General features: G+C 67.7%; 15 protein-coding genes. 5 read left to right on the forward strand and 10 right to left on the reverse strand.

Annotation, left to right across the window (positions count from 1 at the left end; translation table 11 throughout):
* The first annotated feature begins 64 nt into the window (after positions 1–64).
* From ptsP to ACVOMM_RS06895, 4 genes are all read left to right on the forward strand, one after another.
* Positions 65–2,575 (forward strand): phosphoenolpyruvate--protein phosphotransferase, encoded by a 2,511-nt coding sequence (ptsP, locus tag ACVOMM_RS06880; protein WP_481526043.1) that lies wholly within the window; start codon positions 65–67, stop codon positions 2,573–2,575.
* Entirely contained in the window at positions 2,572–3,528 is a 957-nt protein-coding gene (locus ACVOMM_RS06885) for a 1-phosphofructokinase family hexose kinase (RefSeq protein ID WP_262218107.1), read from the forward strand. Before ptsP ends, ACVOMM_RS06885 begins: the two co-directional genes overlap by 4 nt.
* Before the next feature lie 83 nt (positions 3,529–3,611).
* On the forward strand, positions 3,612–5,312 hold the full coding sequence (locus ACVOMM_RS06890) for a PTS fructose transporter subunit IIC (protein ID WP_414487505.1): 1,701 nt from the start codon (positions 3,612–3,614) through the stop codon (positions 5,310–5,312).
* A 78-nt stretch (positions 5,313–5,390) separates the two neighbouring features.
* Positions 5,391–6,644: a carbohydrate porin gene (locus ACVOMM_RS06895; protein WP_481526044.1), complete on the forward strand. Its 1,254-nt coding sequence runs from the start codon at positions 5,391–5,393 to the stop codon at positions 6,642–6,644.
* A 48-nt stretch (positions 6,645–6,692) separates the two neighbouring features.
* Here ACVOMM_RS06895 and ACVOMM_RS06900 read toward each other — a convergent pair whose 3' ends face one another.
* Genes ACVOMM_RS06900 through ACVOMM_RS06930 form a run of 7 tightly spaced genes read right to left on the reverse strand, consistent with a single transcriptional unit; the run spans position 6,693 to position 18,659 of the window.
* Positions 6,693–7,544, reverse strand: a complete 852-nt coding sequence (locus ACVOMM_RS06900) for an aldose epimerase family protein (RefSeq protein ID WP_481526045.1) — start codon at positions 7,542–7,544, stop codon at positions 6,693–6,695.
* Positions 7,534–8,571: a glycoside hydrolase family 43 protein gene (locus ACVOMM_RS06905; protein WP_065175670.1), complete on the reverse strand. Its 1,038-nt coding sequence runs from the start codon at positions 8,569–8,571 to the stop codon at positions 7,534–7,536. The genes ACVOMM_RS06900 and ACVOMM_RS06905 overlap by 11 nt, the downstream gene beginning before the upstream one ends.
* 16 nt (positions 8,572–8,587) lie before the next feature.
* Positions 8,588–10,072 carry an MFS transporter gene (locus ACVOMM_RS06910; RefSeq protein WP_263178300.1) on the reverse strand — a complete coding sequence of 495 codons (1,485 nt, stop codon included), beginning with the start codon at positions 10,070–10,072 and terminating at the stop codon, positions 8,588–8,590.
* Positions 10,059–12,764 (reverse strand): glycoside hydrolase family 3 protein, encoded by a 2,706-nt coding sequence (locus ACVOMM_RS06915; protein ID WP_481526046.1) that lies wholly within the window; start codon positions 12,762–12,764, stop codon positions 10,059–10,061. Before ACVOMM_RS06915 ends, ACVOMM_RS06910 begins: the two co-directional genes overlap by 14 nt.
* Positions 12,764–14,446 carry a glycoside hydrolase family 43 protein gene (locus ACVOMM_RS06920; protein WP_481526062.1) on the reverse strand — a complete coding sequence of 561 codons (1,683 nt, stop codon included), beginning with the start codon at positions 14,444–14,446 and terminating at the stop codon, positions 12,764–12,766. The genes ACVOMM_RS06915 and ACVOMM_RS06920 overlap by 1 nt, the downstream gene beginning before the upstream one ends.
* A gap of 59 nt (positions 14,447–14,505) precedes the next feature.
* Positions 14,506–16,482, reverse strand: coding sequence for a sialate O-acetylesterase (locus ACVOMM_RS06925; RefSeq protein WP_481526063.1), 1,977 nt, complete (start codon positions 16,480–16,482; stop codon positions 14,506–14,508).
* Between the two features lie 2 nt (positions 16,483–16,484).
* On the reverse strand, positions 16,485–18,659 hold the full coding sequence (locus ACVOMM_RS06930) for an alpha-glucuronidase family glycosyl hydrolase (RefSeq protein WP_481526047.1): 2,175 nt from the start codon (positions 18,657–18,659) through the stop codon (positions 16,485–16,487).
* A gap of 92 nt (positions 18,660–18,751) precedes the next feature.
* Between ACVOMM_RS06930 and ACVOMM_RS06935 the strand changes: the two genes are divergently transcribed.
* A complete protein-coding gene (locus ACVOMM_RS06935; RefSeq protein ID WP_053516379.1) occupies positions 18,752–19,810 on the forward strand; it encodes a LacI family DNA-binding transcriptional regulator in 1,059 nt (352 codons plus the stop codon).
* A 73-nt stretch (positions 19,811–19,883) separates the two neighbouring features.
* Here ACVOMM_RS06935 and ACVOMM_RS06940 read toward each other — a convergent pair whose 3' ends face one another.
* From ACVOMM_RS06940 to xylA, 3 genes are read right to left on the reverse strand one after another with little or no spacing between them, the layout of a single operon-like run.
* Positions 19,884–22,442, reverse strand: coding sequence for a glycoside hydrolase family 3 N-terminal domain-containing protein (locus ACVOMM_RS06940; protein WP_481526048.1), 2,559 nt, complete (start codon positions 22,440–22,442; stop codon positions 19,884–19,886).
* Positions 22,439–23,848 (reverse strand): sugar porter family MFS transporter, encoded by a 1,410-nt coding sequence (locus ACVOMM_RS06945; RefSeq protein ID WP_164152081.1) that lies wholly within the window; start codon positions 23,846–23,848, stop codon positions 22,439–22,441. The genes ACVOMM_RS06940 and ACVOMM_RS06945 overlap by 4 nt, the downstream gene beginning before the upstream one ends.
* Before the next feature lie 45 nt (positions 23,849–23,893).
* Positions 23,894–25,228, reverse strand: coding sequence for a xylose isomerase (gene xylA, locus ACVOMM_RS06950; RefSeq protein ID WP_197571018.1), 1,335 nt, complete (start codon positions 25,226–25,228; stop codon positions 23,894–23,896).
* Between the last annotated feature and the right edge of the window lie 35 nt (positions 25,229–25,263).

Consider the following 25,263-nt stretch of genomic DNA (forward strand, 5'->3'; position numbering starts at 1 on the left):
TGCACATTGAAATGCGGACTGGGAACGTTCCCAATACGCCAGCACACCCTTCCCGGAGCCCGCCTTGTCTTCCCTCCCCGCCCCTGCTCCCGTCAGCCACGAACTGATCCGCCTCGGCGCACGGGCCCGTGACAAGGCAGACGCCATCGCCCAGGCCGCACAGATGCTGCTGGCCGCCGGCTGCGTTGCGCCGGGCTACGAAACCAGCATGGGCCGCCGTGAGCAGCTGGCGAACACCTTCCTCGGCCACGGTGTGGCGATCCCGCATGGGCTCGGCGAGGACCGCCATCTGGTGCGCCGCGATGGCATTGCCGTGCTGCAGTTGCCGGACGGTGTCGAATGGAATCCGGGCCAGGTGACGCGGCTGGTGGTCGGCATCGCCGCCCAGTCCGATACCCACATCACCCTGCTGCGCCGGCTCACCCGGCTCATCCAGGATGACGCCACGCTGCAGCGTCTGTTCACGACCGCCGAAGCGAGCGAGATCGTGACGGCGCTGGCCGGCGACGTCACCACCTTGGCCAACGATGTTCCAGCGCAGGATCTGGCCGAGCATTTCGGCTGGACCATCGCCTACCCCAATGGCCTGCATGCGCGCCCTGCCACGCGCTGGGCCGAGACGGCCCGCAGTTTCAGCGCCCGTGCCCAGGTGCGCGCAGGCGACCAGGCGGCCGATGCCAAGAGCCTGGTCGCGCTGCTGCAGCTGGGTCTGCGTCATGGCGACCCGGTGAGTGTGTCTGCCGAAGGCGCGGATGCGCCCGCACTGCTGGCCGCACTGCGCAGGGTCATGGAGGGGTTGGTGGCTCAGGAAAAGGCCGATGCCGAACGCGCAGCACAGCGCAAGGCGGCGCCGGTCGCGGGCTGGAATCCACCGGAGGCACAGGCAGCGATCGTCGGCATTGGTGCCAGCCCCGGGTTGGCGATCGGCCGGATCCATGTGCTCGCCAGCAGGCAGACCAACGTCGCCGACCACCCCGCCCCGCTCGGGGAAGGCGGTGCACGCCTGCAGGACGCGCTCGGCCGCACCCGCCAGCAGCTGGCGGCGCTGCAGGACGACACCCAGCGCAGGCTCGGCGCATCCGACGCGGCGATCTTCGGGGCCCAGGCCGCGCTGCTCGACGACACAGACCTGATCACCCGTACCTGTCAGCTGATGGTGGAAGGTCATGGCGTCGCGTGGTCATGGCACCAGGCCATCGAACAGATTGCCTCCGGGCTGGCGGCGCTGGGCAATCCGGTGCTCGCCGGGCGCGCAGCCGACCTGCGTGATGTGGGTCGGCGTGTGCTGGCACAGCTTGATCCGTCTGCGGCCGGCGGTGGTCTCGCCGACCTGCCCGCCTACCCCTGCATCCTGCTCGCGGCCGACCTGTCACCGTCAGACACCGCCAACCTCGACACCCGTCGCGTGCTCGGTCTGGCCACCGCACAGGGCGGGCCAACCTCACATACCGCGATCCTCTCGCGCACGCTCGGGTTGCCGGCGCTGGTTGCCGGTGGCGCGGATCTGCTGACGATTGAAGCGGGTGTGGAGGCCATCATCGACGGCAGCAGCGGGCGGCTCTATCTGTCTCCGTCCGATGCCGATCTCGCTTCGGCCCGCGCCTGGATCGCCGAGCAGCAGCACATCCGCGAACGCGAGGCCGCGCAACGCGCGCAGCCGGCGCAGACGACCGACGGCCACCGCATCGACATCGGTGCCAACGTCAACCTGCCCGAACAGGTGCCGTTGGCACTGGAACAGGGCGCCGAAGGCGTTGGCCTGATGCGGACCGAGTTCCTGTTCCTCGAGCGCGGCAGCACGCCCAGCGAGGATGAGCAGTACGCCACGTATCGGGCGATGGCCAGCGCCCTGGATGGCCGCCCGCTGATCGTGCGCGCGCTCGACATCGGCGGCGACAAGCAGGTTGCGCACCTGGAGCTGCCGCATGAGGACAACCCGTTCCTCGGCGTGCGCGGCGCGCGCCTGCTGCTGCGCCGTCCCGATCTTCTGGAGCCGCAGCTGCGGGCGCTGTATCGCGCGGCGAGGGACGGTGCGCGCCTGTCGATCATGTTCCCGATGATCACGTCCGTACCGGAACTGATCGCGCTGCGTGCCATCTGCGAACGGTTGCGCATCGGGCTGGAGGCGCCCGAAGTGCCGATCGGCATCATGATCGAAGTGCCCGCAGCCGCAGCCCAGAGCGATGTGCTGGCGCGCCATGCCGATTTCTTCTCGATCGGCACCAATGACCTGACCCAGTACGTGCTGGCGATCGATCGCCAGAATCCGGAACTTGCCGTCGAGGCCGACAGCCTGCATCCCGCCGTGCTGCGCGCGATCCGCGCCACGGTCGACGGCGCACGCACGCATGGGCGCTGGGTCGGCGTCTGCGGTGGCCTGGCTGGCGACCCGTTCGGCGCCATGCTGCTGGCCGGTCTCGGCGTGGACGAGCTGTCGATGACCCCGAACGATATTCCGGCGGTGAAGGCCCGCCTGCGCAGTACCCGGTTGGCCGATCTGCAGGCGCTGGCCGGCAAGGCACTGGACTGCGAAACCACCGAACAGGTGCGTGCCCTTGAGGGAGCGCGCGCATGAACCCCCGCGCCGTCACCGTTACCCTGAACCCGGCGATCGACCAGACCGTGCGCCTGGCGGGCCTGCAGCCGGGGCATGTGCATCGTGCCTTCAGCAGCCGCGACGACGCAGGGGGCAAGGGCATCAATGTTGCCGCCTGCCTGGCCGACTGGGGCGTGCCGACAGCCGCACTGGGTGTGATCGGCGAGGACAACCCAGGCGTGTTCAGTGCGCTGTTCTCGGCGCGCGGCATCACCGACGGCTGCCTGCGCGTGCCGGGCCGGACCCGCACCAACATCAAGCTTGTGGATGAGACCCACGGCGAGACCACTGATATCAACCTGCCCGGCCTGCCCTTGAACGGCGCCGATCTGGATGCGGTGTGCCGACGACTCGCCGCCGTGCTCCAGCCACAGCTGCCGGTGGTGTTGTCCGGCAGCCTGCCCTCCGGCCTGCCGGCCGATTCATGGACGCGACTGCAGGCGCAGGCGGGCGGCGCGGGCGCGCGGGTACTGCTCGACACCAGCGGCGATGCGCTCGCCGCCGCCCTGAGCAGCGCACACGCGTCAGTGCCCTATGCGGTCAAGCCCAACCGCCACGAACTGGAGTCGTGGGCCGGAACGCCGCTGCCGGATCGGAGCGCCCTGCGCGCTGCCGGCCTGCGCCTGCTTGAACGCGGGGTTGCGCTGGTGGTGATTTCGATGGGCGTCGACGGCGCGCTGTTCATGGATCGCAACGGCGCCCTGATCGCGCGTCCCCCGCGTCTGTCGCAGGGCAGCACGGTCGGTGCGGGCGACGCCATGGTGGCCGGTATCGCCGCCGCACTGCTTGAGCCGGCCTTCGACCTGGCCAGCTGCGCGCGCCTGGCAACGGCCTTTTCGATGAGTCGCCTGCACAGCGGCGACGCGCGACGGCTGGATCCGGCGCAGGTCCGCGGGTGGACGGACGATGTACTGATCGAACGATTGGATTGAAACCCTGCAGGCGGCGCTGCAGGCCCCACGGCCCGCCCCAGCGCCTCACGCAGAACAGAACCCGAAGAATTCCAGGAGTTCCCATGCACCCTTTCCCCGTCATCATCGCCGCTGGCGCGCGCAGCATCGAGGCCGTTCTCGCTGCCGAAGCGCTGCGCCGTGCCGCCCGCCAGCGTGGCCTCGAACTGGTAATCGAGATCCGCAGCGAACAGGGCGTGACCGGCGCACTTGATGCCGCACACGCCACCGCGACGACGCTCCTGCTGGTGGGCGACGGCGAGGCCGATCTGACCCGCTTCGACACTGCGACGGTGGTGCGCGCCGGCCTCGGCGAAGTGCTGGACGATCCACTCGCTGCATTGGCATCACTGGAAACTGCTGTGCCCAAGGCCGATGTGGCGGACCCTCGCAAGCGCATCGTCGCTGTCACCTCCTGCCCGACCGGCATCGCCCACACGTTCATGGCGGCCGAAGGCCTGCAGCAGGCCGGCAAGGCGCTTGGCCACGCAATCCGGGTCGAAACGCAGGGCTCGGTCGGTGCGCAGGATGCGTTGAGCGACGAGGAAATCGCTGCCGCCGACCTGGTGCTGATCGCCGCAGACCGTGAAGTGGATCTGTCACGCTTCGCCGGCAAGCGCCTGTTCAAGAGTGGCACCAAGCCCGCGATCAACGATGGCCAGAACCTGCTCCGCAAGGCGCTGGCCGAGGCCAATGTCCACGCCGGCGCGTCTGCCCCGGGCCGCGCACCCGAGAAGAGCAAGGGCACCGGCCCCTACAAGCACCTGATGACCGGCGTATCGTTCATGCTGCCGTTCGTGACCGCAGGTGGCCTGCTGATCGCGTTGGCATTCGCCCTCGGCGGCATCTATGCCTTCGACGATGCACACAAGGGCACGCTGGCCTGGTCCCTGTTCCAGATCGGCGCCAAGGCCGGCTTCACTTTGATGGTGCCGGCACTTGCCGGCTACATCGCCTATTCCATCGCCGACCGCCCCGGCATCGCGCCCGGCATGATCGGCGGGCTGGTCGCGGTCAACATGGACGCGGGCTTCATCGGCGGCATCCTGGCCGGCTTCATTGCCGGCTATGGCGTGCACTGGATCAACCGAGCGCTGCGCCTGCCGCGCAGCCTGGAGGGCCTCAAGCCGGTATTGATCCTGCCAGTGCTGGGCACCCTGTTGGTGGGCCTGTTGATGATGTACGTGATCGGCACGCCGGTCGCAGGGCTGCTGGCCTGGCTGACCGAATGGCTGCGGGGCATGCAGGGCAGCAGCGCGATCCTGCTCGGTCTGCTGCTGGGCGGAATGATGGCGGTGGACATGGGCGGCCCGGTCAACAAGGCTTCCTATGCATTCTCCACTGCATTGATCTCCAGCCAGGTCTACACGCCGATGGCAGCGACGATGATCGGCGGCATGACGCCGCCATTGGGCATCGCATTGGCGACGTGGTTGTTCAGCAACCGCTTCACGGCCGAGGAACGCGGCACTGCCGGAGCCGCCGGCGTGCTCGGTCTCAGTTTCGTCACTGAAGGTGCGATCCCCTACGCCGCGCGCGATCCGCTGCGCACCATTCCGGCGCTGATCCTTGGCTCGGCCGTGGCCGGCGCGATCTCGATGGCCGCGGGCGTCGAACTGAAGGTCCCCCATGGCGGCGTGTTCGTGCTGCCGATCCCGAACGCGGTCACCCATCTGGGCGTCTACCTGCTGGCGCTGCTGGCCGGCGTCACCGTGACGGCGCTCGCGCTGCGTCTCCTCAAGAAGCCGGTCACCGCCGCGGCCTGACCGTTCTCCCTGCCTCGATCACTCGGCTGTCCCGGCTCTCCGGGGCGGCGTCGTTGCCCATCTACAGGACTTCCGCCCATGCCCCGCTCCTCCCGCCGCCTGCTGCTGGCCGCACTCCTGCTGACGCTGCCCTCGCTGGCCGCGGCCGCCGACCGGGGCGAGGTCGTTTCACCCAAGCTTTCCTACACCGGCGAAGCCGCGGCCACGCTCGACGGCGGCAAGAACAGCGGCACCGCCTACGCCGGCCAGCTGATGTTCGGCGCGGACGTGAACCTGGAGGCCGCGTTCGGGTGGCAGGGGGCAACGATCAAGGCCTACGGCATCAACCGCCATGGCACCAATCTGGCTGCCAGCAGCACCGGCAACAGCACCTCGGTGCAGGAAATCTACGGCGGCCAGGGGACGCGTCTGGCCAATCTGACCCTCGAACAGAAACTGTTCGACGACCGCCTGGTGCTCGAAGCCGGACGCAGCGTCGCCAACATCCACTTCCTCGGCTCCGAACTGTGCCAGTACTTCCAGGGCAATTCGGCCTGCGGCAACCCGACCTACGTGTTCCGCACCAGCAACTTCACCTGGTGGCCGGTGTCGAGCTGGATGGCCGATGCCACCACCTGGTTGACGCCGGATGTCTATCTGCGCGTCGGCGCCTACCAGGTCGATCCGAGTCAGGCCGAAGACGGCCAGCATGGCCTGAAATGGAGCACGCACCAGGCCACCGGCTGGATCGTGCCGTACACGATCGGCTGGCGCAGCCCGGCTTCGGCGCGATTGCGGGCCCGGTATGAACTGGGTGGCTGGCAGGACAACTCGACCTATCGTGATCCGTTGCGCGACATCAACGGAATGCCCGCCGTGCTCAGTGGCCAGGACTACGCGAACCGCCACGGTCGCTCCGGTGCATTTGCTCGTTTCGAGCAGCAGCTGACCGGTGATGGCAGCGGTCGCGGCCTGACGGTCTTCGGCGCCGTGCTCAAGGGCACCTCCGGCCAGTTGATCGAGGATCACTTTCTGCAGGCCGGCCTGGTGCAGAAAGGCACCTTCGCCCGCCGTCCACAGGACAGCATCGCCTTCGTTGTGACCCAGCAGAAGTACAGCGGCATCGCCCTGGAGAACCTGCGCCTGGCGCGTGCCGCAGCCGGTGGCAGCGGCACCCCGCATGGGAGCCAGGTGATGATGGAGCTGAGCTACGGCATCCAGCTCACCCCACAGCTGCGGATTGCGCCGAACCTGCACTACATCGTCCATCCCGACCAGTTCAACGAACCTGCGCGCCAGCGTGACCTGCCGGATGCGCTGATTGCGGGCCTGCGCATCGATTGGAGCCTGTGATGGCCCGTTCCGTCGCAGTTCCCACCCTGCGCTGAACCGCGCCGCAGTTCAGGGGGCGTCCTGCTCCCAGACCAGCTCGAACGTCTGCGCCAGCTGCTGACCGGGCTGCAGCCGGCGCGGCGCAAGCGTGAAGCCATCAGGTGGCCCGCTCTGCGGTTCGACGCAGGTGGCGTGGGGGGCACCGTCGTAGACAACCCAGTGGTCGCCGTCCGATCGCAGCCGCAGGCGCTGCCCGCCGCGCACCAGCGCGATGTCACGATCACGGTCGGTGATGAAACAGTCATCCCATGGACCTGGCGTGGGCGGCACGCACGGCAGAACGGCAATACCCTCCTCGTCACGCGGGTACATCGCGCGAGGCTTGAACAGCAGCCGGTCCGGCTTGCGGAACCACGGGTGCCAGCCCAGTACTGCCGGCATGGCCTGCTGCGCAGCCTCGACCGAGAGCTGCAGCTGCAGGCACTGTGCCTGCAGGCGTATGACCTGTCGCGCGACGCCACCGAAGGGCCAGTACCTGTCGCGCGGCAGATCAAGCGTCAGCGTGGCGCTCGTCGCGTCGAGGCTGTCGATCTGCCAGGGCCTGGAGAAGCCGACCCCGTGAATGGCGTGCCCGCCGAAGTTGACCGGCAATGCATGGGGTGCACCGTCGAAGCTGAACTGTCCACGCCGGATGCGCCCAGCCCACGGCACCATCGGATAGCAGCCCCAGGCGATCGTCGCCGCTCCACCCTCCGCTGCGTCCACCAGCCAGTCCACGCCCCGGTAACGCATCTGTGCCAGGCGCCCCCCTGCCCCGGCCGCCAGCGCCACTTCGAGATCGCCTGCCTGCAGCCAGTGCAGCTCACCGGCCGGCAGCGGGGCGAGCGCGTCGTCCACCGGCAGCCTGCGCTCATGCACCATAGGGGTCGATGGTCCGGATGCGGCCATCGGCCTCCATGTGCAGCGGCGTGCACTTGGCCGAGCGCAGATGCGTGACGCCGCCGGACATCAGCGCATCGTGGTAGAACAGATACCACTGTCCCTTGAAGCTGCAGATGGAGTGGTGCGTGGTCCAGCCCACCACGGGCGTCAGCAGTACGCCGGCATAGGTGAACGGGCCATAGGGGCTGTCGCCGATCGCGTAGCACAGCAGGTGCGTGTTGCCCGTGGAATAGGACAGGTAGTACCGGCCCTGATACTTGTGCACCCACGGCCCTTCAAAGAAGCGGCGCGCATGATCGTCCGCGCGCAGCGGCTGGCCGTGCTCGTCCAGGATCTGCACCTCGCGCGTGGGTTCGGCCAGTTCGGTCATGCCGGCATCGAGCCGGCCCACCCTCGGCCCGAGCGCCGGCGCACTGCCTGTCGGCTCCTCGTGCGCGGCATCGTACCGATTGTCCCGGTAGTGCTGCAGCTGTCCGCCCCAGATCCCACCGAAGTACAGATAGTGGCTGCCGTCCTCGTCCTCGAATACGGCCGGGTCGATCGAGTACGCGCCCCGCATCGGTTCGGGCCGGGGAATGAATGGTCCCTCCGGCCGTTCGCCGACCGCCACACCGATGCGGAAGAGGCCCTGCGCATCCTTGGCCGGGAAATAGAAGTAGTAGCGCCCGTCGCGGCAGGCGGCGTCGGGCGCCCACATCTGCTTGTGCGCCCACGGCACGTCGTCAAGGTGCAGCGCTTGGCCGCAATCGATGGCGTCGCCGTCGGGCGCATCCATCCGCAGTACGTGGTAGTCCTGCATGCCGAAGTGCCCACCCTCGTCGTCGAACGGCTGGCCGCCGTCGATGTCGTGCGAGGGATAGATGTAGAGCCGTCCCTCGAAGACATGGGCCGACGGATCGGCGGTGTAGATATGGGTCACCAGCGGCTGCGAGATGGCGTGCCGGGTGAGCTGCGCGAGGCGGGCGTCGTCGGCCCGGCCGTCGTCGCCTGGAGAGAGGTCGATCATGGTCGTCATCGTTGGGTTACGCGGATGCGTCGGCCGAGTGGCGACGCAGTTGGAGGTCCTGTTCGATGCGGGCTTCCGCGCGCTTGTCGATTTCGTACGCGAACAGCAGCGCCACGGCGAGCAGGAAAGGAAGGGAGCAGTAGACGCTTACGGTCAGGCGGATGCCCTCGACCACGCCCTCGGGCTGTGTCGCCATACCCGCCTGGTAGCCGTAGTGGGCAAGAATGCCGGCGACCAGGGCGCCTCCCACGCTGAGGCCGATCTTCAGGCCGCACAGCATCGCCGAGAAGATGATCGCGGTGGCCCGGCGATGGTTCTTCCATTCCGAGTAGTCGGCAACGTCGGCGATCATCGCCCACAGCAGCGGGATGGTGATGCCGTAGCAGAATCCATGCAGCATGAAGGCAGCAAAGGCCACGCCGACCGCCGTCGGCGGAAACAGGTAGAAGGCCAGCAGGAACAGGGTTGAGATGAACAGTGCGCCGCCGAAGACGTCACGCTTGCCGAAGCGGTCTGCCAGCCGTCGCGACACGCCGATGCCCAGGATCATGCAGATGATTCCGCAGGCATTGAAGAGGCTGAAGGCCGAGGTTGCCGCGTCCCTGGGCCAGCTGAAGCCGGCGAATCCGGCACTACCCAGACCTGCGTTCAGCGCGCTGATCAGGCCGTTGAATCCTGAGTTTTCCAGGAAGCCGGTCAGCGCAGCGTCGCTCATGTAGTACTGGAAGTAGTAGATGTACGTGCCACCCTTCAGCGCCAGGTTGATGAACACCAGGACGGTCAGGGCCAGCATCACCTGCCACGGCCGGTTGTGCAGCAGGTCAGACAGATCCTGCAGCACGCCTCCGGTCTGCTCGCGGGTGGGAACGATGCGCTCGCGCGTGGTGGCGAAGGTGATCAGGAAGAACACCGTCCCGACGATGGCGAACACGGTCATCACCTGTTCGAAGCCCCGCACGCGGTCACCGTCACCCAGGATCAGCACCAGCGGCATCAGTAGGACCTGGATGATGAACTGCGCGATCATCACGGCCACGAAACGGTAGGCCGACAGGCTGTTGCGCTGTGCCATGCTGCCGGTCAGCACACCACTCAGTGCGGAGTACGGCAGATTGTTCGCTGCATAGACGAAGACCAGCAGAGCGTAGGTGCCCAGCGCATAGATGACCTTGCCGCGCTCGCCCAGTTCTGGCGTGCTGAACGCCAGCAGCGACAGCACGCCGAACGGGATCGCCGTCCACAGGATCCACGGACGGAACCGCCCCCACCGCGTCGAGGTGCGGTCTGCGGCGATGCCGATCAGCGGGGTGAAAACGAACGCACCGAGCATGCCGACCACGAAGATGATCGTAGCCGCCGTTGCCGGCGGCAGCCGGTAGACATCGGTGTAGAAGAACGCCAGATAGGTGATCAGGGTCTGGAAGATCAGGTTCGCCGCGAGATCGCCCAGGCTGTAGCCCAGCTTCTCGCGCACCGTGAGGGTGTGTTCAGTGCTTGCCATGCACGGCCTCCACCGAGAACCCGGCCCGCGCGCGGATATCGGCACTCGAGGCGCCGACCCGCACCTCGTAGGCCCCGGGTGGCACCGCATAGGCACCGCCCGCTTGGTCATAACGGCGCAGGTCCCGCGGTGCCTCAAGCGAGAACGTCACGGTGCGCCGTTCGCCGGCGGCGAGATGGACACGCTGGAAGCCACGCAGTTCCTGCACGGCCTCGTCGCTGCCGGCCTGCTGGCGTCGCACATAGAGCTGCACGACCTCGTCACCGCTGCGTGTGCCGGTGTTGGTCACGTCCACGTGCACACCCAGCCGGCCATCGGCATTGATCCTGTCCGCATCAATGCGCAGTGCTGCGTAATCGAAGCGGGTGTACGAGAGCCCGTGGCCAAACGGATACAGGGGGGTGCCGCGGAAGTACCGGTAGGTACGGCCCTCCATGCTGTAGTCGTCGAACGCCGGCAGCGCTTCACCGGCCTTGTAGAAGGTCACCGGCAGGCGACCCGCGGGGTTGACGTCGCCGAACAGCGCCTGGCCCACGGCAGTGCCGCCGCGCTGCCCCGGGTACCAGCTCATCAGGATCGCCGGCAGATGGTCCTGGGCCCAGTCAACGGCCATTGCCGATCCGCCGGTCAGCACCATCACCACCGGCTTGCCGGTGGCATGCAGTGCCTCCAGCAGGGTGCGCTGGGGTGCCGGCAGCCGCAGATCGGTCCGGTCCCCACCCGCGAAGCCCGGATAGTTGACGGTCATCTCCTCGCCCTCGACGTCGCCGGTCAGGCCGCCGACAAACACCACGACATCGGCGTCGCGGGCCGCATCAAGGGCTTCGTCGAAGGGTGCCTTGGCGCCCGGCATGCGCCAGCCCAGCCGCACGCCCGCATCGCGCTCGTCGTCGTAGTACTCCAGTTTCAGCTCATAGGCGCGGCCCGCCTGCAGATCGACGTCGATACCTTCGGCGTGCAGACGATCCGTGTTCACCCAGTGGTCCAGCACGCGCTTGCCGTCCAGATACAGGCGGAAGCCGTCGTCGCCGGCCACCTCCAGCCGATAGCGCCCGGATACCGGCGGCAGCAGCTGTCCGGTCCAGCGGATGCTGAAACCATCGCTCGGAATGCCCTGCCCCGGCGCCGCCTCGCCACGGGCAAGCAGATTGTCGGTTGGCGAGCCGCGGTCCCAGCGGAAGCCGATCTGCGCGTCGGTGCGGACCAGTGCCGGCGTGCCCGACAGGTCGGCCGTGCGGAAGTACTCGCCACGCAGGCCACGCTCGGTCGACGCCGCCGACGGCCGCAGGAAGGTCGGCTCGATCAGCGGCGTCGCGCTGGGATCATCACGCCCCTCGACCAGGTCCACGCCACGGGCGTAGCGCACGTCGATACCCTTCGCCGCATCGCGGATACCCTGCAGTATCGTGACCGGCGCGGCCGGTGTGCCGAAGTAGTTGCCGAGCAGCGCCATGGTGTCGTCAGCCGTGGGACCGACCACGGCAATGCGCTTGAGGTCACGCGACAACGGCAGTACCCCCTCGTTCTTCAGCAGGACCAGCGATTCCTGGGCGGCCCTCAGCGCCAGGGTGTCGTGCGCGGGCGCCTGGTTGACCGAGGCGGGAATCCGCGCCCAACGCACCCGCTCCGGTGGATCGAACATGCCCAGGCGCATCCGTGCGGCGAACAGGCGTGTCACCGCGTCGTCGATCTCCGCTTCGGTGATCAGGCCCTGGCGCACGGCTGCGGGCAGCGTGGCGTACTCCTGTCCGCACTCCAGCTCGGTGCCATTCCTGACCGCCAGCGCTGCGGCGGCTTCACGGGTGGCAACGATCCGGTGATGTTTCCAGATATCGACGATCGCCCAGCAGTCCGAGACGACGTAGCCCTTGAAGCCCCAGTCACGCCGCAGCACGTCGCGCAGCAGGAACCGGCTGGCACTGGCTGACTCGCCGTACACCCGGTTGTATGCGCCCATCACCGCATCGACATCGCCCTCCTTCACCAGCGCCTCGAACGCCGGCAGGTAGGTGTCGTACAGGTCGCGCCGGCTGGGCCGCGCGTCGAAGTGGTGACGGTCGGCCTCCGGCCCGCTGTGCACGGCCAGATGCTTGGCCGTGGCATCGAGCTTGCGGTACACCGGGTCATCGCCCTGCAGGCCACGTACGAAGGCGACGCCCATGCGGGCAGTCAGGTAGGGATCCTCGCCGTAGGTTTCCTGGCCACGGCCCCAGCGCGGGTCACGGAAGATGTTGACGTTCGGGGACCAGAACGTGAGCCCCTGGTAACGCCCGTGCGATCCCTCGCGGAGAAACTGGTGATGCTTCGCACGGGCCTCGTCGCTGATGGTCGTCGCCACCTCGCCCATCAGCGGCACGTCGAACGTCGCCGCCAGTCCGATGGCCTGTGGAAAGACAGTGGCCTGCCCTGCCCGCGCCACGCCATGCAGCCCCTCGTTCCACCAGTCGTAGGCCGGCACACCGAGGCGCTCGATCGCCGGCGCGGCATTCTGCATCTGCGCGGCTTTCTCCTCCAGCGTCATCTGGGCGACCAGCGATGCGGCCCGCTGCTCGAAGCTGGCCGAAGCATCCAGCCACGGCCGCGGCGCAGCGGCCGACGCGGCGGTCGCCACGCACAGCAGCGCAGCATAAAGCGCCCGCCGGCCATGCCGCGTGCCGCGGTGTACAGCGCCGTTGGACGAAGTCGATATCATCATTTGCTCCTCCCGGCGCGCTCATCGCGCGCGAATGGTCCCAGCAGTGCGCCTACGAAGCCGCCTGCGCGATCAGTACTCAGAACCGTGCCATCCACATCGCGTGCCAGCGTTTGCCAGCCCTGCCCGTCACCGGTATCGAACGAGAACGCGTAGTCGGCCTCATCCCCGGCGATCTTCAGACGCAGGACCGCGGATGCGGGGACCTCGCGGCTGGCCAGCGTTCGCGTGGTGCCGCTGCCGTCGCGGCCCTCGAGGAAGACCGACAGACGATCACCGCGCACGCTGCGGACGCCAAGGAAGTACCAGTAGGCCTCGCTCTGGAATGCAGCCAGGCCCGCCGCGACACCGATGGCCGGACGGGACATCTCGGTACTCGCCTCGAAGCGCAGATGCTGCTGGCGGCGACCGAGGAACGCCGGATTGCGCAGCGTGTCCAGATTCTCCGCAAGCGGGTGCACGGCCAGCATGCCCGGCCGGTCACCCAGGTCGGCCCAGGCCTGTTTGGGCACCCGAACGCGCAGCCAGTGGGCGGCAAGCGTCGGCCCATCAAAGGGGTCGTGGTCGACGAAGTTGCCGGTCAGCGGCGCCTGGGACGCCTGCCCCTGCATCCAGGACGGTGCCTTGACCACATAGGGAATGGCCTGGTCGGTCGGCAGGATCTGCGGCCAGCCATCCTGCCAGCGAACCGGCAGCAGATAGGTTTCGCGCCCGGTGTTGTAGTGCCGCTTCTGGTAATTGCGGCTGGCAAGGAACACTGCCCACCACGAGCCGTCCGGGCCCTCGATCAGATCGGCGTGCCCTGCATTGGTGATCGGCAGCGGCCGGTCGTCCGGCAGCTCGCGCTGGGTCAGGATGGGATTGCCCGGATAGGGGATGTACGGCCCCCATACATCACGGCTGCGCAGCACCACCTGCGAATGCTGCGGCCCTGTGCCGCCTTCGGCGTCGGACAGGTAGTACCAGCCCTCACGCTTGTAGATGTGCGGCCCTTCGATCCAGATGGGGTTCTTCGACGGCTCCACGCCACCATCGACCAGCACCCTGCGCGGGCCGACCGGCTTGAAGGCCGACAGATCGATCTGCTGCATCCAGATGGCGCGGTGGCCGTCGTAGCGCGCCGGACCAGGCGGCACATCGTTGTTGATCAGATAGACCTTGCCATCGTCGTCGAAGAACAGTGACGGATCGATGCCATCGATGCTGGGCAACCAGTGCGGATCGGACCACGGTCCCGCCGGATCCCGCGCGGTGGCAATGAAATTGCCACCACTGTCGGTCGCGGTGGTGACGACGTAGAAGGTTCCCTCGTGAAACTCGATGGTGGGCGCGAAGATGCCGCGGGAGACGCTCAGACCGTCGAAATCCAGCTGTGTCGGACGGTCGATCACGTTGCCGATCTGCTTCCAGTGGACCAGGTCGACGCTCTCGAACACCGGAATGCCCGGGTAGTAGGTGAAGCTGGAGTTGACCAGGTAGAACTTCCCGTTCGCGCCCACGATGCTCGGATCGGCGTGGAAGCCGGCCAGGATCGGGTTGCGGTAGTGGCCCGCCGGCAGCGGCGCCTCAAACGCGGTGTCATGACCGCGGTACTCGAACCAGTCGAAGTACACCGGCGGCGCGGCCTCTGGCGAGGCGGCATGGGCGGTCGCCGCCGACAGCGCGAACATCGCTGCCAGCATCCGGCGCGCCAGTGACACCCGGGCGCGCCGGGCAGAAGGGTGCTGCAGGGACAACATCTTCATCGTCGGGCCTCGGCGTCGGCAATGGGAAGTTCGAACGGACCGGCCGGCGCCCCGCTGCTGTCACGCAGCGTGCACACCGGGCCATCGGCCCAGCAGTAGCGGACATGCGTCGGGCGCAGGGAAGGCAGGCTGCGCAACACCACCCGGCGTCCATCCAGTTCGGCGTCGCTGTACTCACAGCGCGGGGCAGCGGCATCGCAGAGTTCAAAGCCGATGGGGTGCTTCGAACCGATTGCTGCCAGGGCGCCGTCGACATCCTCGAATTCGACGGCCACGCCTGCCGGCACGCGCAGGGCCCTGGCCGCATCCGGCCCTGACGGGGCCACTGCGTGCTCGCCGTAGATGACGTGGCGCGCGACCCGGGCCAGACGGCGACCCAGTTCCTGCTTGTTCGGTGGGTGGATGTCGTAGGCATCGCCGATGTCGATGGTCACGGCGAGGCCACTGCGGGGATCTTCGGCCGCGACCCGGCGCTGTGCGTCGCGCACCTGCGCCCATCCGCTGTCCGCAGGGGCGACGGGCGGTTGGCCATAGCCAGCCAGTTGCACCAGCAGCAACGGCGTGCCTGCACCGAACTGGCGTCGCCAGTCATCCCGCAGCGAGCGCAGCAGTGCCGCATATCCGGCGCCGTCGCCGGTGTTCGACTCCCCCTGGTACCACAGCATGCCGCGCAGTCCGAACGCGCCCAGCGGCGCGATCATGCCGTTGTACAACGTCGATAGACCCGTCGCCGCCTGCCAGGGAGCGAACGGGGGCGCTTGTCCGCCAGGTGCCATCCGGTACTGCCAGGACGCATCCAGCACCACCCGCTGACCGTCCTCCAGGATCACCGCATGTGCGGTGGCAGGGCCGGCCAGGCCACCTTCACCGTAGGTGTCCAGCACGTTGACCGCGACACTGTTGGAGCCAGCCCTCAACAGCCCCTTCGGCAGCGGATAGCGCCGCTCACCGGCGCCATACTGGCTGCCCACGGCGACACCGTTCACCCAGGTCATGTCCGTCTCGTCAACGGATGCCAGTTCGAGCGTCGCGCCCTGCGCCGCCTGTTCCGCACTCAGCATGACCTGCGTGCGATACCACACCATGCCGTTGTAATCGGCAAGCGCCGGGACGTTCCACCGCTCCCATGCGCCCAGCGCTGCCGGCGCCGGTTGCCATCCGATGTCGCTGGCCTCCGCGCGCCACGGCGCTGCGCCGGGCACAGCCTCATCGCGCGTCGCCCACCACTGCTGCCAGTACCGCCCCCAGCGTGCGCGTGCCGCCAGGGGGGCACCGGCATACAGCGCGAGGATATCCAGGGGCTCTGCCATGCCCCGCTGCGCGCGCAGCGCCTCGACGCTGGTCCATGCCTCGATCCGCGAGCCGCCCCAGGCGGCCTGGATCAATCCCATCGGCACGGCGACCGTGCGCTGCAGCTCGCGTGCGAAGTAGAGGCAGGTCGCGGAGAAGTCGCGCACCGTGGCGGGCGATGCCGGCGTCCAGGCAACCGCGCTCTGGAATGTCGTCTGCGCCTGCACCGCCGCGGCCTGCGGCACGGTGAACAGGCGGATCGTCGGCAGCGTGGCGGAGGCGATCTCGCTGCCTGCATTGAGCGCGCGCCACACGGGCAGCTCCATGTTCGACTGTCCGGAGCACAGCCAGACATCGCCGACCAGGATGTCGCGGGCGATCTGGATGTCCTTGCCGGACGTTGCCTGCAGCATGTGGGGGCCGCCTGCCGGAGTCGGTTGCAGCGTGGCGTGCCATCGGCCCGTGGCATCCGCCTGCGTGGTCAGCGCCTGCCCGGCGAAGGTCACGGAAACCTCCTGCCCCGCAGGCGCCTGGCCCCAGACCGCGATCGGCCGATCACGCTGCAGGACGGCATGATCCTGGAACAGCGGATGCAGCAACGCCCCCGGCTCCCGTGCCGCGACGGACCCGGCCATTGCAGCCAGGGCCAGCAGCAAGGCCGCCCGCCCGGCCCGTCCGATCATGCTCATCGTCCATCCCCCGGTGCGAAAGGAAACTGCAATGCCTGGTAATACGACAGCGGGTGCGGCGGTGGCGGTTCGCCGGGCGGCAACGGCCGGCCGCTGAGCGACTGGAAGTACGCCACGCTGGCATCGCGCCACCATTGCGCCTCCTCCTGCTGGATCTGCAGGAACGCGGCCACGTGCTGATAGCGTTGTGGATCGATCCGGCCCTGCAGGGTTGCCCAGGTAGCCTGCAGGGACTGCACCTGGCGCACGCCACGCGAGTAGCGTCCTACCAGTTCGTCCCACAGCAACCGCCCCGAACGCATGCGGTGATCCCACGGCACATGATGGAACCACAGCAGCAGCGACTCCGGCACCCGCGCCAGGTCGCCGTACTCCGCGGCGACCGCCGGGGCATACTGGGATACCGCGTTGCTCCCGGCCGAGGTGCGGTCGAAGCCCACGCCGTGCCGGTCCGCGCGGTGGTAGTACACGGACGTCCAGTCGGCGCGCGGCCCCCCATCCACCCAGGGACCGGGGCCGTAGTGATGCCCACGGGCCATGAGGTGATGCAGGCCCAGCGGGGTCATGTAGTCCACCGTCGCTTCGCGCGAGGCCATCATCATCCGCACGATCGGGCCGGTCACCTGCGGGTCCGGCGAGAACGTCAGCGCGGCCCAGTCTTCAGCGATGGCGCGGGCAGACTGCTGCGGATTCCAGGCCAGCCGCCCGAAGGCATACCAGTTGGCCTGATCGAAGTGCGAGCCGCTCCAGGTCCGGTCCACGCCGATGTTGGCGACGCCGGCGATGCCGGTCAGCGCATGGCCGTGCAGCGAACCGTCGACCACACGCGCGACCGTGGAGCCCGGTCCGCGTACCCGGGTGTCGGCCCGCAGCACTTCCTCGTACAGCGTGCCCAGGTACACCAGGTGCGTCGCAAAGCCCAGATACTCCTTGGTGATCTGGAACTCCATCATCAACGGCGTGCGTGGCATCGCGCCGAACAGCGGATGGAACGGCTCGCGGGGCTGGAAATCGATCGGCCCGTTCTTCACCTGCACGATCACGTTGCGGCGGAAGGCACCGTCCAGGCCGATGAACTCACCGTAGGCCTGCTTGGCGCGATCTTCCGGCACCTCGTGCGAGTAGACGAAGGCACGCCACATCACCACGCCGTTGTGCGGCGCCAGGGCATCGCCCAGCAGGTTGGCACCGTCGGCATGGGAGCGGCCGTAATCCTGCGGGCCCGGTTGGCCCTCCGAGTTCGCCTTGACCAGGAAGCCGCCGAAATCCGGGATGAGGGCGTAGATCTCTTCGACCTTTTTCCGCCACCAGCGCTGCACCTCCGGATCCAGCGGATCGGCCGTGGCCAGGCCACCGAGCTCGATGGGCGCGCTGAAGCGTGCGCTCAGGTACACACGGATGCCGTAGGGGCGGAACAGGTCCGCCAGCGCGGCGGCCTTGGCGAGATAGGCCGGCGACAGGCTCAGGGCGCTGGCATTGACGTTGTTCAGTACGGTGCCATTGATGCCCAGCGACGCGTTGGCGCGGGCGTAGTCGGTATAGCGCGGGTCACGCCACTGCGGCAGGGTCTGCCAGTCCCACAGGGAGCTGCCCGCGTAGCCGCGTTCGACGTAGCGATCCAGGTTGTCCCAGTGATCGAGCACCCGCAGCGCAACCCGGGGCGATTCCCGCACGTCCAGCGACTCCAGCGATCCGCCACGCTGCAGCAGCCGCAGCAGGTGGAACACGCCGTACAGCACACCGATGTCCTGCCGTGCCGCCACCAGCAGAAGATCGCGTCCTCCGCTGCGGACCTTCCTGATCAGGTAGCCATCCTCACCCAAGGTGGCAATGTCTTCGCGGAACGGCGCGACCAGCATCGAGGACTGCGGCGTGCCCAGCACCAGGGCGCGATCACCGGCGAGGTCCGTGCGGATGGGCGGTGCCTTTCCCAGTACCCCGGGAAGGCCGCGCGCCAGTTCATCACGCGCGGCGCGCTGGGTAGGCGTCTGGTCAGGGCCGACCACCTCGCCCAGCTGCAGCCGATAGCCGGCAGCGACCTCCACGGCCGCCGGCACGTAGCGCATCCACAATGCGTAGCCATCCTCCGCATGTGCGCCACCGGCGCATGCCAGCAAGGCAAGGGCGGCGCACAGCCGTCCGCCGACAGCACGGAACAACGGCGTTAACATTCGACTTTGTAGACTACGACCGGCGCCGGAACGGTTCATCATCTGCCCTCGCACCTGCGCGGCAACGCCACCAAGAACAAAGGGATCGTGCATTGGACAAGCCGAAGAAATCGGTTCGCCGCAGAACCGCGGGCGTGACGATCGACGAGGTTGCGGCCCTTGCCGGCGTTTCGCCGATGACCGTGTCGCGGGTGATCAACCAGGGCAAGGTGCGGGACGTCACCCGCGAGCGGGTGATGCGTGCCGTGCGTGAGCTGGGCTATACGCCCAATCTGGCGGCCAGTTCGCTGGCCGCTGCGCAGCACACGCGCATTGCGTTGATCTATACCAATCCCAGCGGTGCCTACCTGCGCGAACTGCTGGTCGGGCTGCTGCGCGTCGCGTCCAGCTCTGCCATCCAACTGGTCATCGACTACTGGGACAACCTTGACGATGAGTCCGAGCGCACGGCAGCGCGTGCCCTGGCCAGCCGCGTCGACGGGGTGATCCTGCCGCCGCCGCTGTGCGAATCGCAGGCGGCCGTGAGTGAACTGGTGAAGGCCGGCATCCCGGTGGTGGCCATCGCATCGGGGCGCCTGAGCGAGGCCCTGTCCTGCGTCCGCATCGACGACTTCAACGCAGGCAAGGAAATGACCGAGCACCTGATCCGGCAGGGCCACAGCCGCATCGGCTTCATCCGCGGGCGCCGGGATCTGAGCGCGAGTGCGCGTCGCTACGATGGTTTCGTCACCGCGTTGCAGGAAGCCGGACTGTCGGTGGAACCCGGCCTGGTCCAGCACGGCGACTACACCTACCGGTCCGGACTGGCCGCCGCCGAGAAGCTGCTGTCCCAGCGTCGGCCACCGACGGCCATCTTCGCCAGCAACGATGACATGGCGGCAGCCGCCATCTCCGTGGCGCACCGACGCGGCCTGGAGGTTCCCCGCGACCTGTCGGTGGTGGGCTTCGATGACACATCGGCCGCGACCACCGTGTGGCCGGAACTGACGACGATCCATCAGCCGATCGCCTCGATGGCCAATGCTGCCATCGATATCCTGCTGCGCACCATCCGTCGCCCGGCCGGAAACGCCCCCGTACTGCGGGATCATGTCGTGCCGCATCGCCTGATCGCACGCGATTCGGTGGCGGCCCCGCCTACGCACCGGTAGCGCACAGGCCCGTGTCATGCCGGCACCCGCACGGTGCCTGTGTCCAGCGCGCTGGCCTTCAGGCAGGATGCCATCACGCACCGCATCCGAGGGTGGTCTCGGCTTCGTTCAGCGCGCCCAGCGCCACGCGGGACACGGAGATCGTCATTGCATCAGCCGTCCCCACCGACCACGGCCGATCCAGCGCACCTACCTTCGCTCCGGCCGCAGCCAGGCATTTCAGGGGAATGCCCACGCGCGTCCACTGGCCGACCGGAAGCGCCGCCAGCGTGGGCCCGATGGCGATGCGGGCCGAGCACCCGGCACCACAGCCCACCGCCAGCCACGCGTCGCCACGTGGTGCCACGTCGACACGCAGCGTGGTCAACAGCATCAGATCACCGTTGGCTTCCCGCTGCAGGTCCAGCGGCGTGTGCGACTGCAGTGCGGCCACAGCTTCCCCCTGACCCGACCAGGCAAGACGCCGGCCGTCCTCCTGGGCCAGATGGTCCACACCGGTGATCTTCAGACGGTCATCTGCCAGTGCATCCGGCACGCTGATCACGGTCATGCCCTGCCCCGCACCATCCTCCAGCCGCAGCGCCATGCCGGCACCTGCATCGCCGCGGGCAAAGAAGACACCGGTTGCCCCCTCGTTGCCGGTGACGCCCGAAACTTCCGGCAGTGCCGCCAGATCGCCCTTGTCGGCATAGCTCAGACCGAAGCCGAACGGGAACAGCGGGGCGTAGTCCTTCTGGCCGACGTTGTTGGCGTACTGCGTGGCCGTACGTGGCCAGCTGAAGCTGAGTCTGCCCTTGAAGTCGTGCTGCATGCGGCCATCCGGACCACGCAGCAGTACGTCGGCAACGCCACCGCCTTCCGATCCCGGCAGCCACGCCGCCACGAAGGCGTCCGCGGCATTGATTTCCCGGTTCACCCAGAGAGGTCGCCCGCTCAGGAAGACCGCCACCACTGGAATGCCGTCTTCCTTGAGCCGGCGAATCAATCCCAGATCCGTTTCATCGCCGGGCTTGTAGGCCAGCGTGGGCAGGTCGCCCTGGAACTCGGCATACGGATCTTCACCGAACACCACCACCGCCACATCCGGCTTCACTGTGTATCTGCCATCGATGGCAAGCGTGGCCTCGCCACCCGCGGCCCTGGCCTGCTGCGCAATGCCCTCGAAGATCGTATCCGCATTGGGGAAGTCCTTGCGGGTGGTGCCGGTGCCCTGCCAGTTCAGCGTCCAGCCGCCGGCCTGCTTGCCGACATCATCGGCACCGTCGCCGGCCACGAGGATCCGCTGCTTTGGCGACAGCGGCAGGATGCCGTTCTGGTTCTTCAGCAGCACCAGCGACTCGCGCACCGCCTGCCGCGCCACCGCGCGATGCTCAGTGGCGCCGATCAGCGCGAACTGGCCGCCGACCGCCCGGGTGGAAGGCCTGCCCGCCTCGAACAGGCCCAAGCGGAGCTTCACCCGCAGGATCCTGCGCACCGCATCATCCAGCCGCTCAGCAGTGATCCTGCCGTCCTTCACGGCTGCCAGGGTGGTTTCGTAGAAGCCCTTCCAGCTGTCCGACGCCATGGCCATGTCCAGGCCCGCATTGATGGTGGCGGGACAGTCGGTGGTCGTGCAGCCCTTGATCTGTCCATGGCCATTCCAGTCGCCGACCACGAAGCCACCGAAGTTCATCCGCCCTTTCAGCACGTCGGTGAGGTAGTGCCGGTGGCCGTGCATCTTCTCGCCGTTGACGCTGTTGAACGACGCCATGGCGGTCTGTGCCCCGGCAGCGATCGCCGGCGGATACCCGGCCGCATGGATGCGCACGAGCTCGGCCTCGCTGATGCGGGTGTCGCCCTGGTCCTTCCCGCCGGTCGTGCCACCATCGCCCAGGAAGTGCTTCACCGACGCGATCACATGGCGGCCATCAAGAAAGTCAGGCGACCCTATCCTGCCCTGCAGGCCCTCCACCATGGCACCCGCATAACTGGCCACTACGGTGGGAGACTCCGAATAGCCCTCGTAGGTGCGCCCCCAGCGGTCATCCTGCGGAACCGCGACCGTTGGCGCGAACGTCCATTCCATGCCGGTGACGCGTGTCTCCAGCGCGGTGATCTCGCCGATCCTGCGCAGCAGCTCGGGATTGCGAGCAGCGCCGAGCCCGATGTTGTGTGGGAACAGCGTGGCGCCGATGATGTTGCTCTGCCCGTGCACCGCGTCGATGCCGAACAGCAGCGGAATTGCCTTTCCACCCTGCGAGGTGTCCATGGAGGCGTCGTAGAACGCGTCCGCCAGCGCCAGCCACTCGGCGGGCGATGCATCGTAGCGACCGCCAGGATCGGAGTTGCCTCCGGCCAGGATCGAGCCGAGCCGGTATCTGCGCACGTCGTCGGGGGTGATGCTGGCGATGTCTCCCTGCACCAGCTGGCCGACCTTTTCCTCCACGGTCATGCCGGCCATCAGGTCGGTGATGCGTTTCTCCAGTGCGGCATCCTCGGCCAGGGGCCAGGCCACCTGTGGCCATGGATCAGCCTCGGTAGCGGTGGCCTGCGCTGGCCGGTCTCCCCCCTTGCAACCGACCAGCGCCAGCATCAGTCCGGCGATCAGCGCGCCGGCACGGCGCATGGAATCCTGCGATGTCATGGCGCTCATCCTTCCATCTGCTCCAGTTCCTTGCCCTTGGTCTCGTGCACATGGCGCAGCACGAACACGACCGAGACCACCGCGGCCACCAGGTAGATGCTGTAGGTTGCCGCCAGCCCGGCCGCGGCCAGCAGCATCGGAAACGTCACCGTGACCGCGAAGTTCGACGTCCACTGCGCTGCACCGGCGACGGCCAGTGCCGAGCCCCGGATCTGGTTGGGGAACATCTCGCCCAGCATCACCCACATCACCGGTCCCCAGGACAGATTGAAGAACACGACGTAGGCATTGGCGGCAACCAGCGCCAGGGTGCCCATGCGGCCCGGCAGCTGCAGGTGCCCGTCGGCCAGCGAGCCGCTGGCGAAGGCCACCACCACCAGCGCCAGGGATACGGACATGCCCACCGAGCCGATCCACAGCAGCGGCTTGCGACCGATACGGTCGATCAGCAGCACGGTGACGAGGCATGCGCCGATGCTCAGTGCGCCGGACAGCACATTGATCAGCAGCGCGTCGTTCTCCGAGAACCCGACCGCCTGCCACAGCACGGCGCCGTAGTAGAAGACCACGTTGATGCCGACCAGCTGCTGGAAACAGGCCAGGCCGACACCCACCCAGACGATGGGACGGATCCGCCCGGTCGCTCTGCTCCTCAGGTCGGACAGCCGCGGACGATGATGGTCGGTGGACAGGGAGGCCTCGATCTCGTCGAGCGTGAGCTGTGCCTTGTCGCGGCCCAGCAGCCGGGTGAGAACCCGCAGTGCGTCCTCCTTGCGCCGCTTCACCACCAGGTAGCGGGGGCTCTCGGGGATGGTCAGCAACAGCAGCAGGAACACCAGCGAGGGCACCGCCTGCATCCAGAACATCCAGCGCCAGGCGGCCTGCCCTGCCCACAGAGGCTCCGTCGATGCCCCGGCGGCGGCGGCCAGCAGGTAGTTGGACAGGAACGCTGCGGTCAGCCCGCTGATGATCGCGATCTGCTGCACCGTAGCCAGTCGGCCACGGTAACGGGCGGGTGCCACCTCGGCGATGTAGGCCGGTGAAATCACGCTCGCCGCGCCAACTGCAAATCCCCCTATCACCCGCGCGACGATGAACCACGCGGAAGAACCCGCAGCGCCGGCCCCCAGCGCCGACAGCAGGAACATCACCGCCGACAGGATCAGCACATTGCGCCGCCCCAGCCGGTCGGCCAACCTGCCGGCGCTGAAGGCACCCACGGCGCAGCCCAGCAACATCGAGGCGATCTCGAAGCCCTGCATCCATTCCCCGGAGCGGAACGCCTGGTGCAGGCCGTCCTGGGTGCCGTTGATGACGCCACTGTCAAACCCGAACAGGAACCCGCCAATCGTTGCCACCACGCTGATCAGAACGATCAGCCGTGTGTTCTCTCCGCCATCTGCTGCCTGGTTCATCGACATCCCCTCGATCGCTCCATTGCCGCCTTGATGCTGCCGTGCTCAGCGCAGCAGATACTGGTTGAGCAGATTCTCGTAGCGTTCCTGCTTGCCGCTGGTCTGGCGCGGCTCGCCGATATCGGCGGCCAGCGTGGCCAGGTCGGCAAGGCTCAGCGTGCCGCGCTCGAAATCCTTGCCGGCTCCCGTGTCGAAGCTCGCGTAGCGCTCCCTGCGCCACTGCTCCCACGGCGACTCGGTGAGCAGTGCGTGTGCCACTTCCAGACCCCGTGCGAACGCGTCCATGCCGCCGATGTGGGCAATGAACAGGTCTTCCAGGTCAGTCGACTCCCGGCGCACCTTGGCGTCGAAATTCAGCCCGCCCTCCAGGCCACCCTGCCGCAGCACGACCAGCATCGCGCCTACGGTGTCGTACAGATCGCTCGGGAACTGATCGGTGTCCCACCCGTTCTGCGCATTGCCACGGTTGGCATCGATGCTGCCAAGCAGGCCATGGTCGGAGGCCACCTGCAGGTCATGCTCGAAGGTGTGCCCCGAGAGCGTGGCGTGGTTCGCTTCGATGTTGAGCTTGAAGTCCTTGTCCAGCCCGTGCTCCTTCAGGAAGCCCACCACGGTCGCGCTGTCGAAATCGTACTGGTGCTTCATCGGCTCCATCGGCTTGGGCTCGATGAGGAAGTTGCCTTTCAGGCCGATGCTGCGGCCGTAGTCGCGGGCCATCGTCAGGAACCGCGCGAAATGCTCGATCTCGCGCTTCATCTGCGTATTGGCCAGCGACGCGTAGCCTTCGCGCCCACCCCAGAACACGTAGTGCTCGCCCCCCAGCTCGACGGTGGCATCCAGCGCGGCCTTCACCTGCACCGCGGCACGGGCAACCACGGCGAAATCAGGATTGGTCGATGCGCCGTTCATGTAGCGCGGGTGCGAGAACAGATTGGCCGTACCCCACAGCAGCTTGACCCCGGTGGCGTCCTGGCGGGCCTTGGCCAGGCGCACCATGTGCGTGAGATTCTTCTGGTACTGGTCAATGTCGTCTGCATCCGGCGCCAGGTCGATGTCATGGAAGCACCAGTACGGCACGCCCAGCTTGGTGAAGAACTCGAAGGCTGCATCGACCTTCGCCTCTGCAGTGGCCAGCGGCGAACCGGCCTCCCACGGAAACTGCCGGGTTCCCGGTCCGAACGGATCGTGGCCGGCGTTGCAGAAGGTGTGCCAGTAGCACACGGCGAAGCGCAGGTGCTCCTGCATGGTCTTGCCGCCGATGACCCGGTTCGCGTCGTAGACCTTGAAGGCGAGCGGATTGTCCGAGTCCCTGCCCTCGAACGGAATGCGGCCGACGCCCGGGAAGTACTCTTTGGCGCCGATGAAGGGCTGCGTGGTCATGGTACGTGCTCCTGTCGTTGTGCGGGATGTTGGAG

Source organism: Stenotrophomonas sp. STEN009 (assembly GCF_056760395.1).

What these genes read in the sequence shown, in the direction of transcription:
- xylA (WP_197571018.1), bottom strand. Translation starts at nt 25,228, where the DNA reads ATGACCACGCAGCCCTTCATCGGCGCCAAAGAGTACTTCCCGGGCGTC.
- ACVOMM_RS06930 (WP_481526047.1), bottom strand. Translation starts at nt 18,659, where the DNA reads ATGTTAACGCCGTTGTTCCGTGCTGTCGGCGGACGGCTGTGCGCCGCC.
- ACVOMM_RS06905 (WP_065175670.1), bottom strand. Translation starts at nt 8,571, where the DNA reads ATGATCGACCTCTCTCCAGGCGACGACGGCCGGGCCGACGACGCCCGC.
- ACVOMM_RS06910 (WP_263178300.1), bottom strand. Translation starts at nt 10,072, where the DNA reads ATGGCAAGCACTGAACACACCCTCACGGTGCGCGAGAAGCTGGGCTAC.
- ACVOMM_RS06945 (WP_164152081.1), bottom strand. Translation starts at nt 23,848, where the DNA reads ATGAACCAGGCAGCAGATGGCGGAGAGAACACACGGCTGATCGTTCTG.
- ACVOMM_RS06915 (WP_481526046.1), bottom strand. Translation starts at nt 12,764, where the DNA reads ATGATATCGACTTCGTCCAACGGCGCTGTACACCGCGGCACGCGGCAT.
- ACVOMM_RS06925 (WP_481526063.1), bottom strand. Translation starts at nt 16,482, where the DNA reads ATGATCGGACGGGCCGGGCGGGCGGCCTTGCTGCTGGCCCTGGCTGCA.
- ACVOMM_RS06920 (WP_481526062.1), bottom strand. Translation starts at nt 14,446, where the DNA reads ATGCTGGCAGCGATGTTCGCGCTGTCGGCGGCGACCGCCCATGCCGCC.
- ACVOMM_RS06895 (WP_481526044.1), top strand. Translation starts at nt 5,391, where the DNA reads ATGCCCCGCTCCTCCCGCCGCCTGCTGCTGGCCGCACTCCTGCTGACG.
- ACVOMM_RS06885 (WP_262218107.1), top strand. Translation starts at nt 2,572, where the DNA reads ATGAACCCCCGCGCCGTCACCGTTACCCTGAACCCGGCGATCGACCAG.
- ACVOMM_RS06940 (WP_481526048.1), bottom strand. Translation starts at nt 22,442, where the DNA reads ATGAGCGCCATGACATCGCAGGATTCCATGCGCCGTGCCGGCGCGCTG.
- ACVOMM_RS06890 (WP_414487505.1), top strand. Translation starts at nt 3,612, where the DNA reads ATGCACCCTTTCCCCGTCATCATCGCCGCTGGCGCGCGCAGCATCGAG.
- ACVOMM_RS06900 (WP_481526045.1), bottom strand. Translation starts at nt 7,544, where the DNA reads ATGGTGCATGAGCGCAGGCTGCCGGTGGACGACGCGCTCGCCCCGCTG.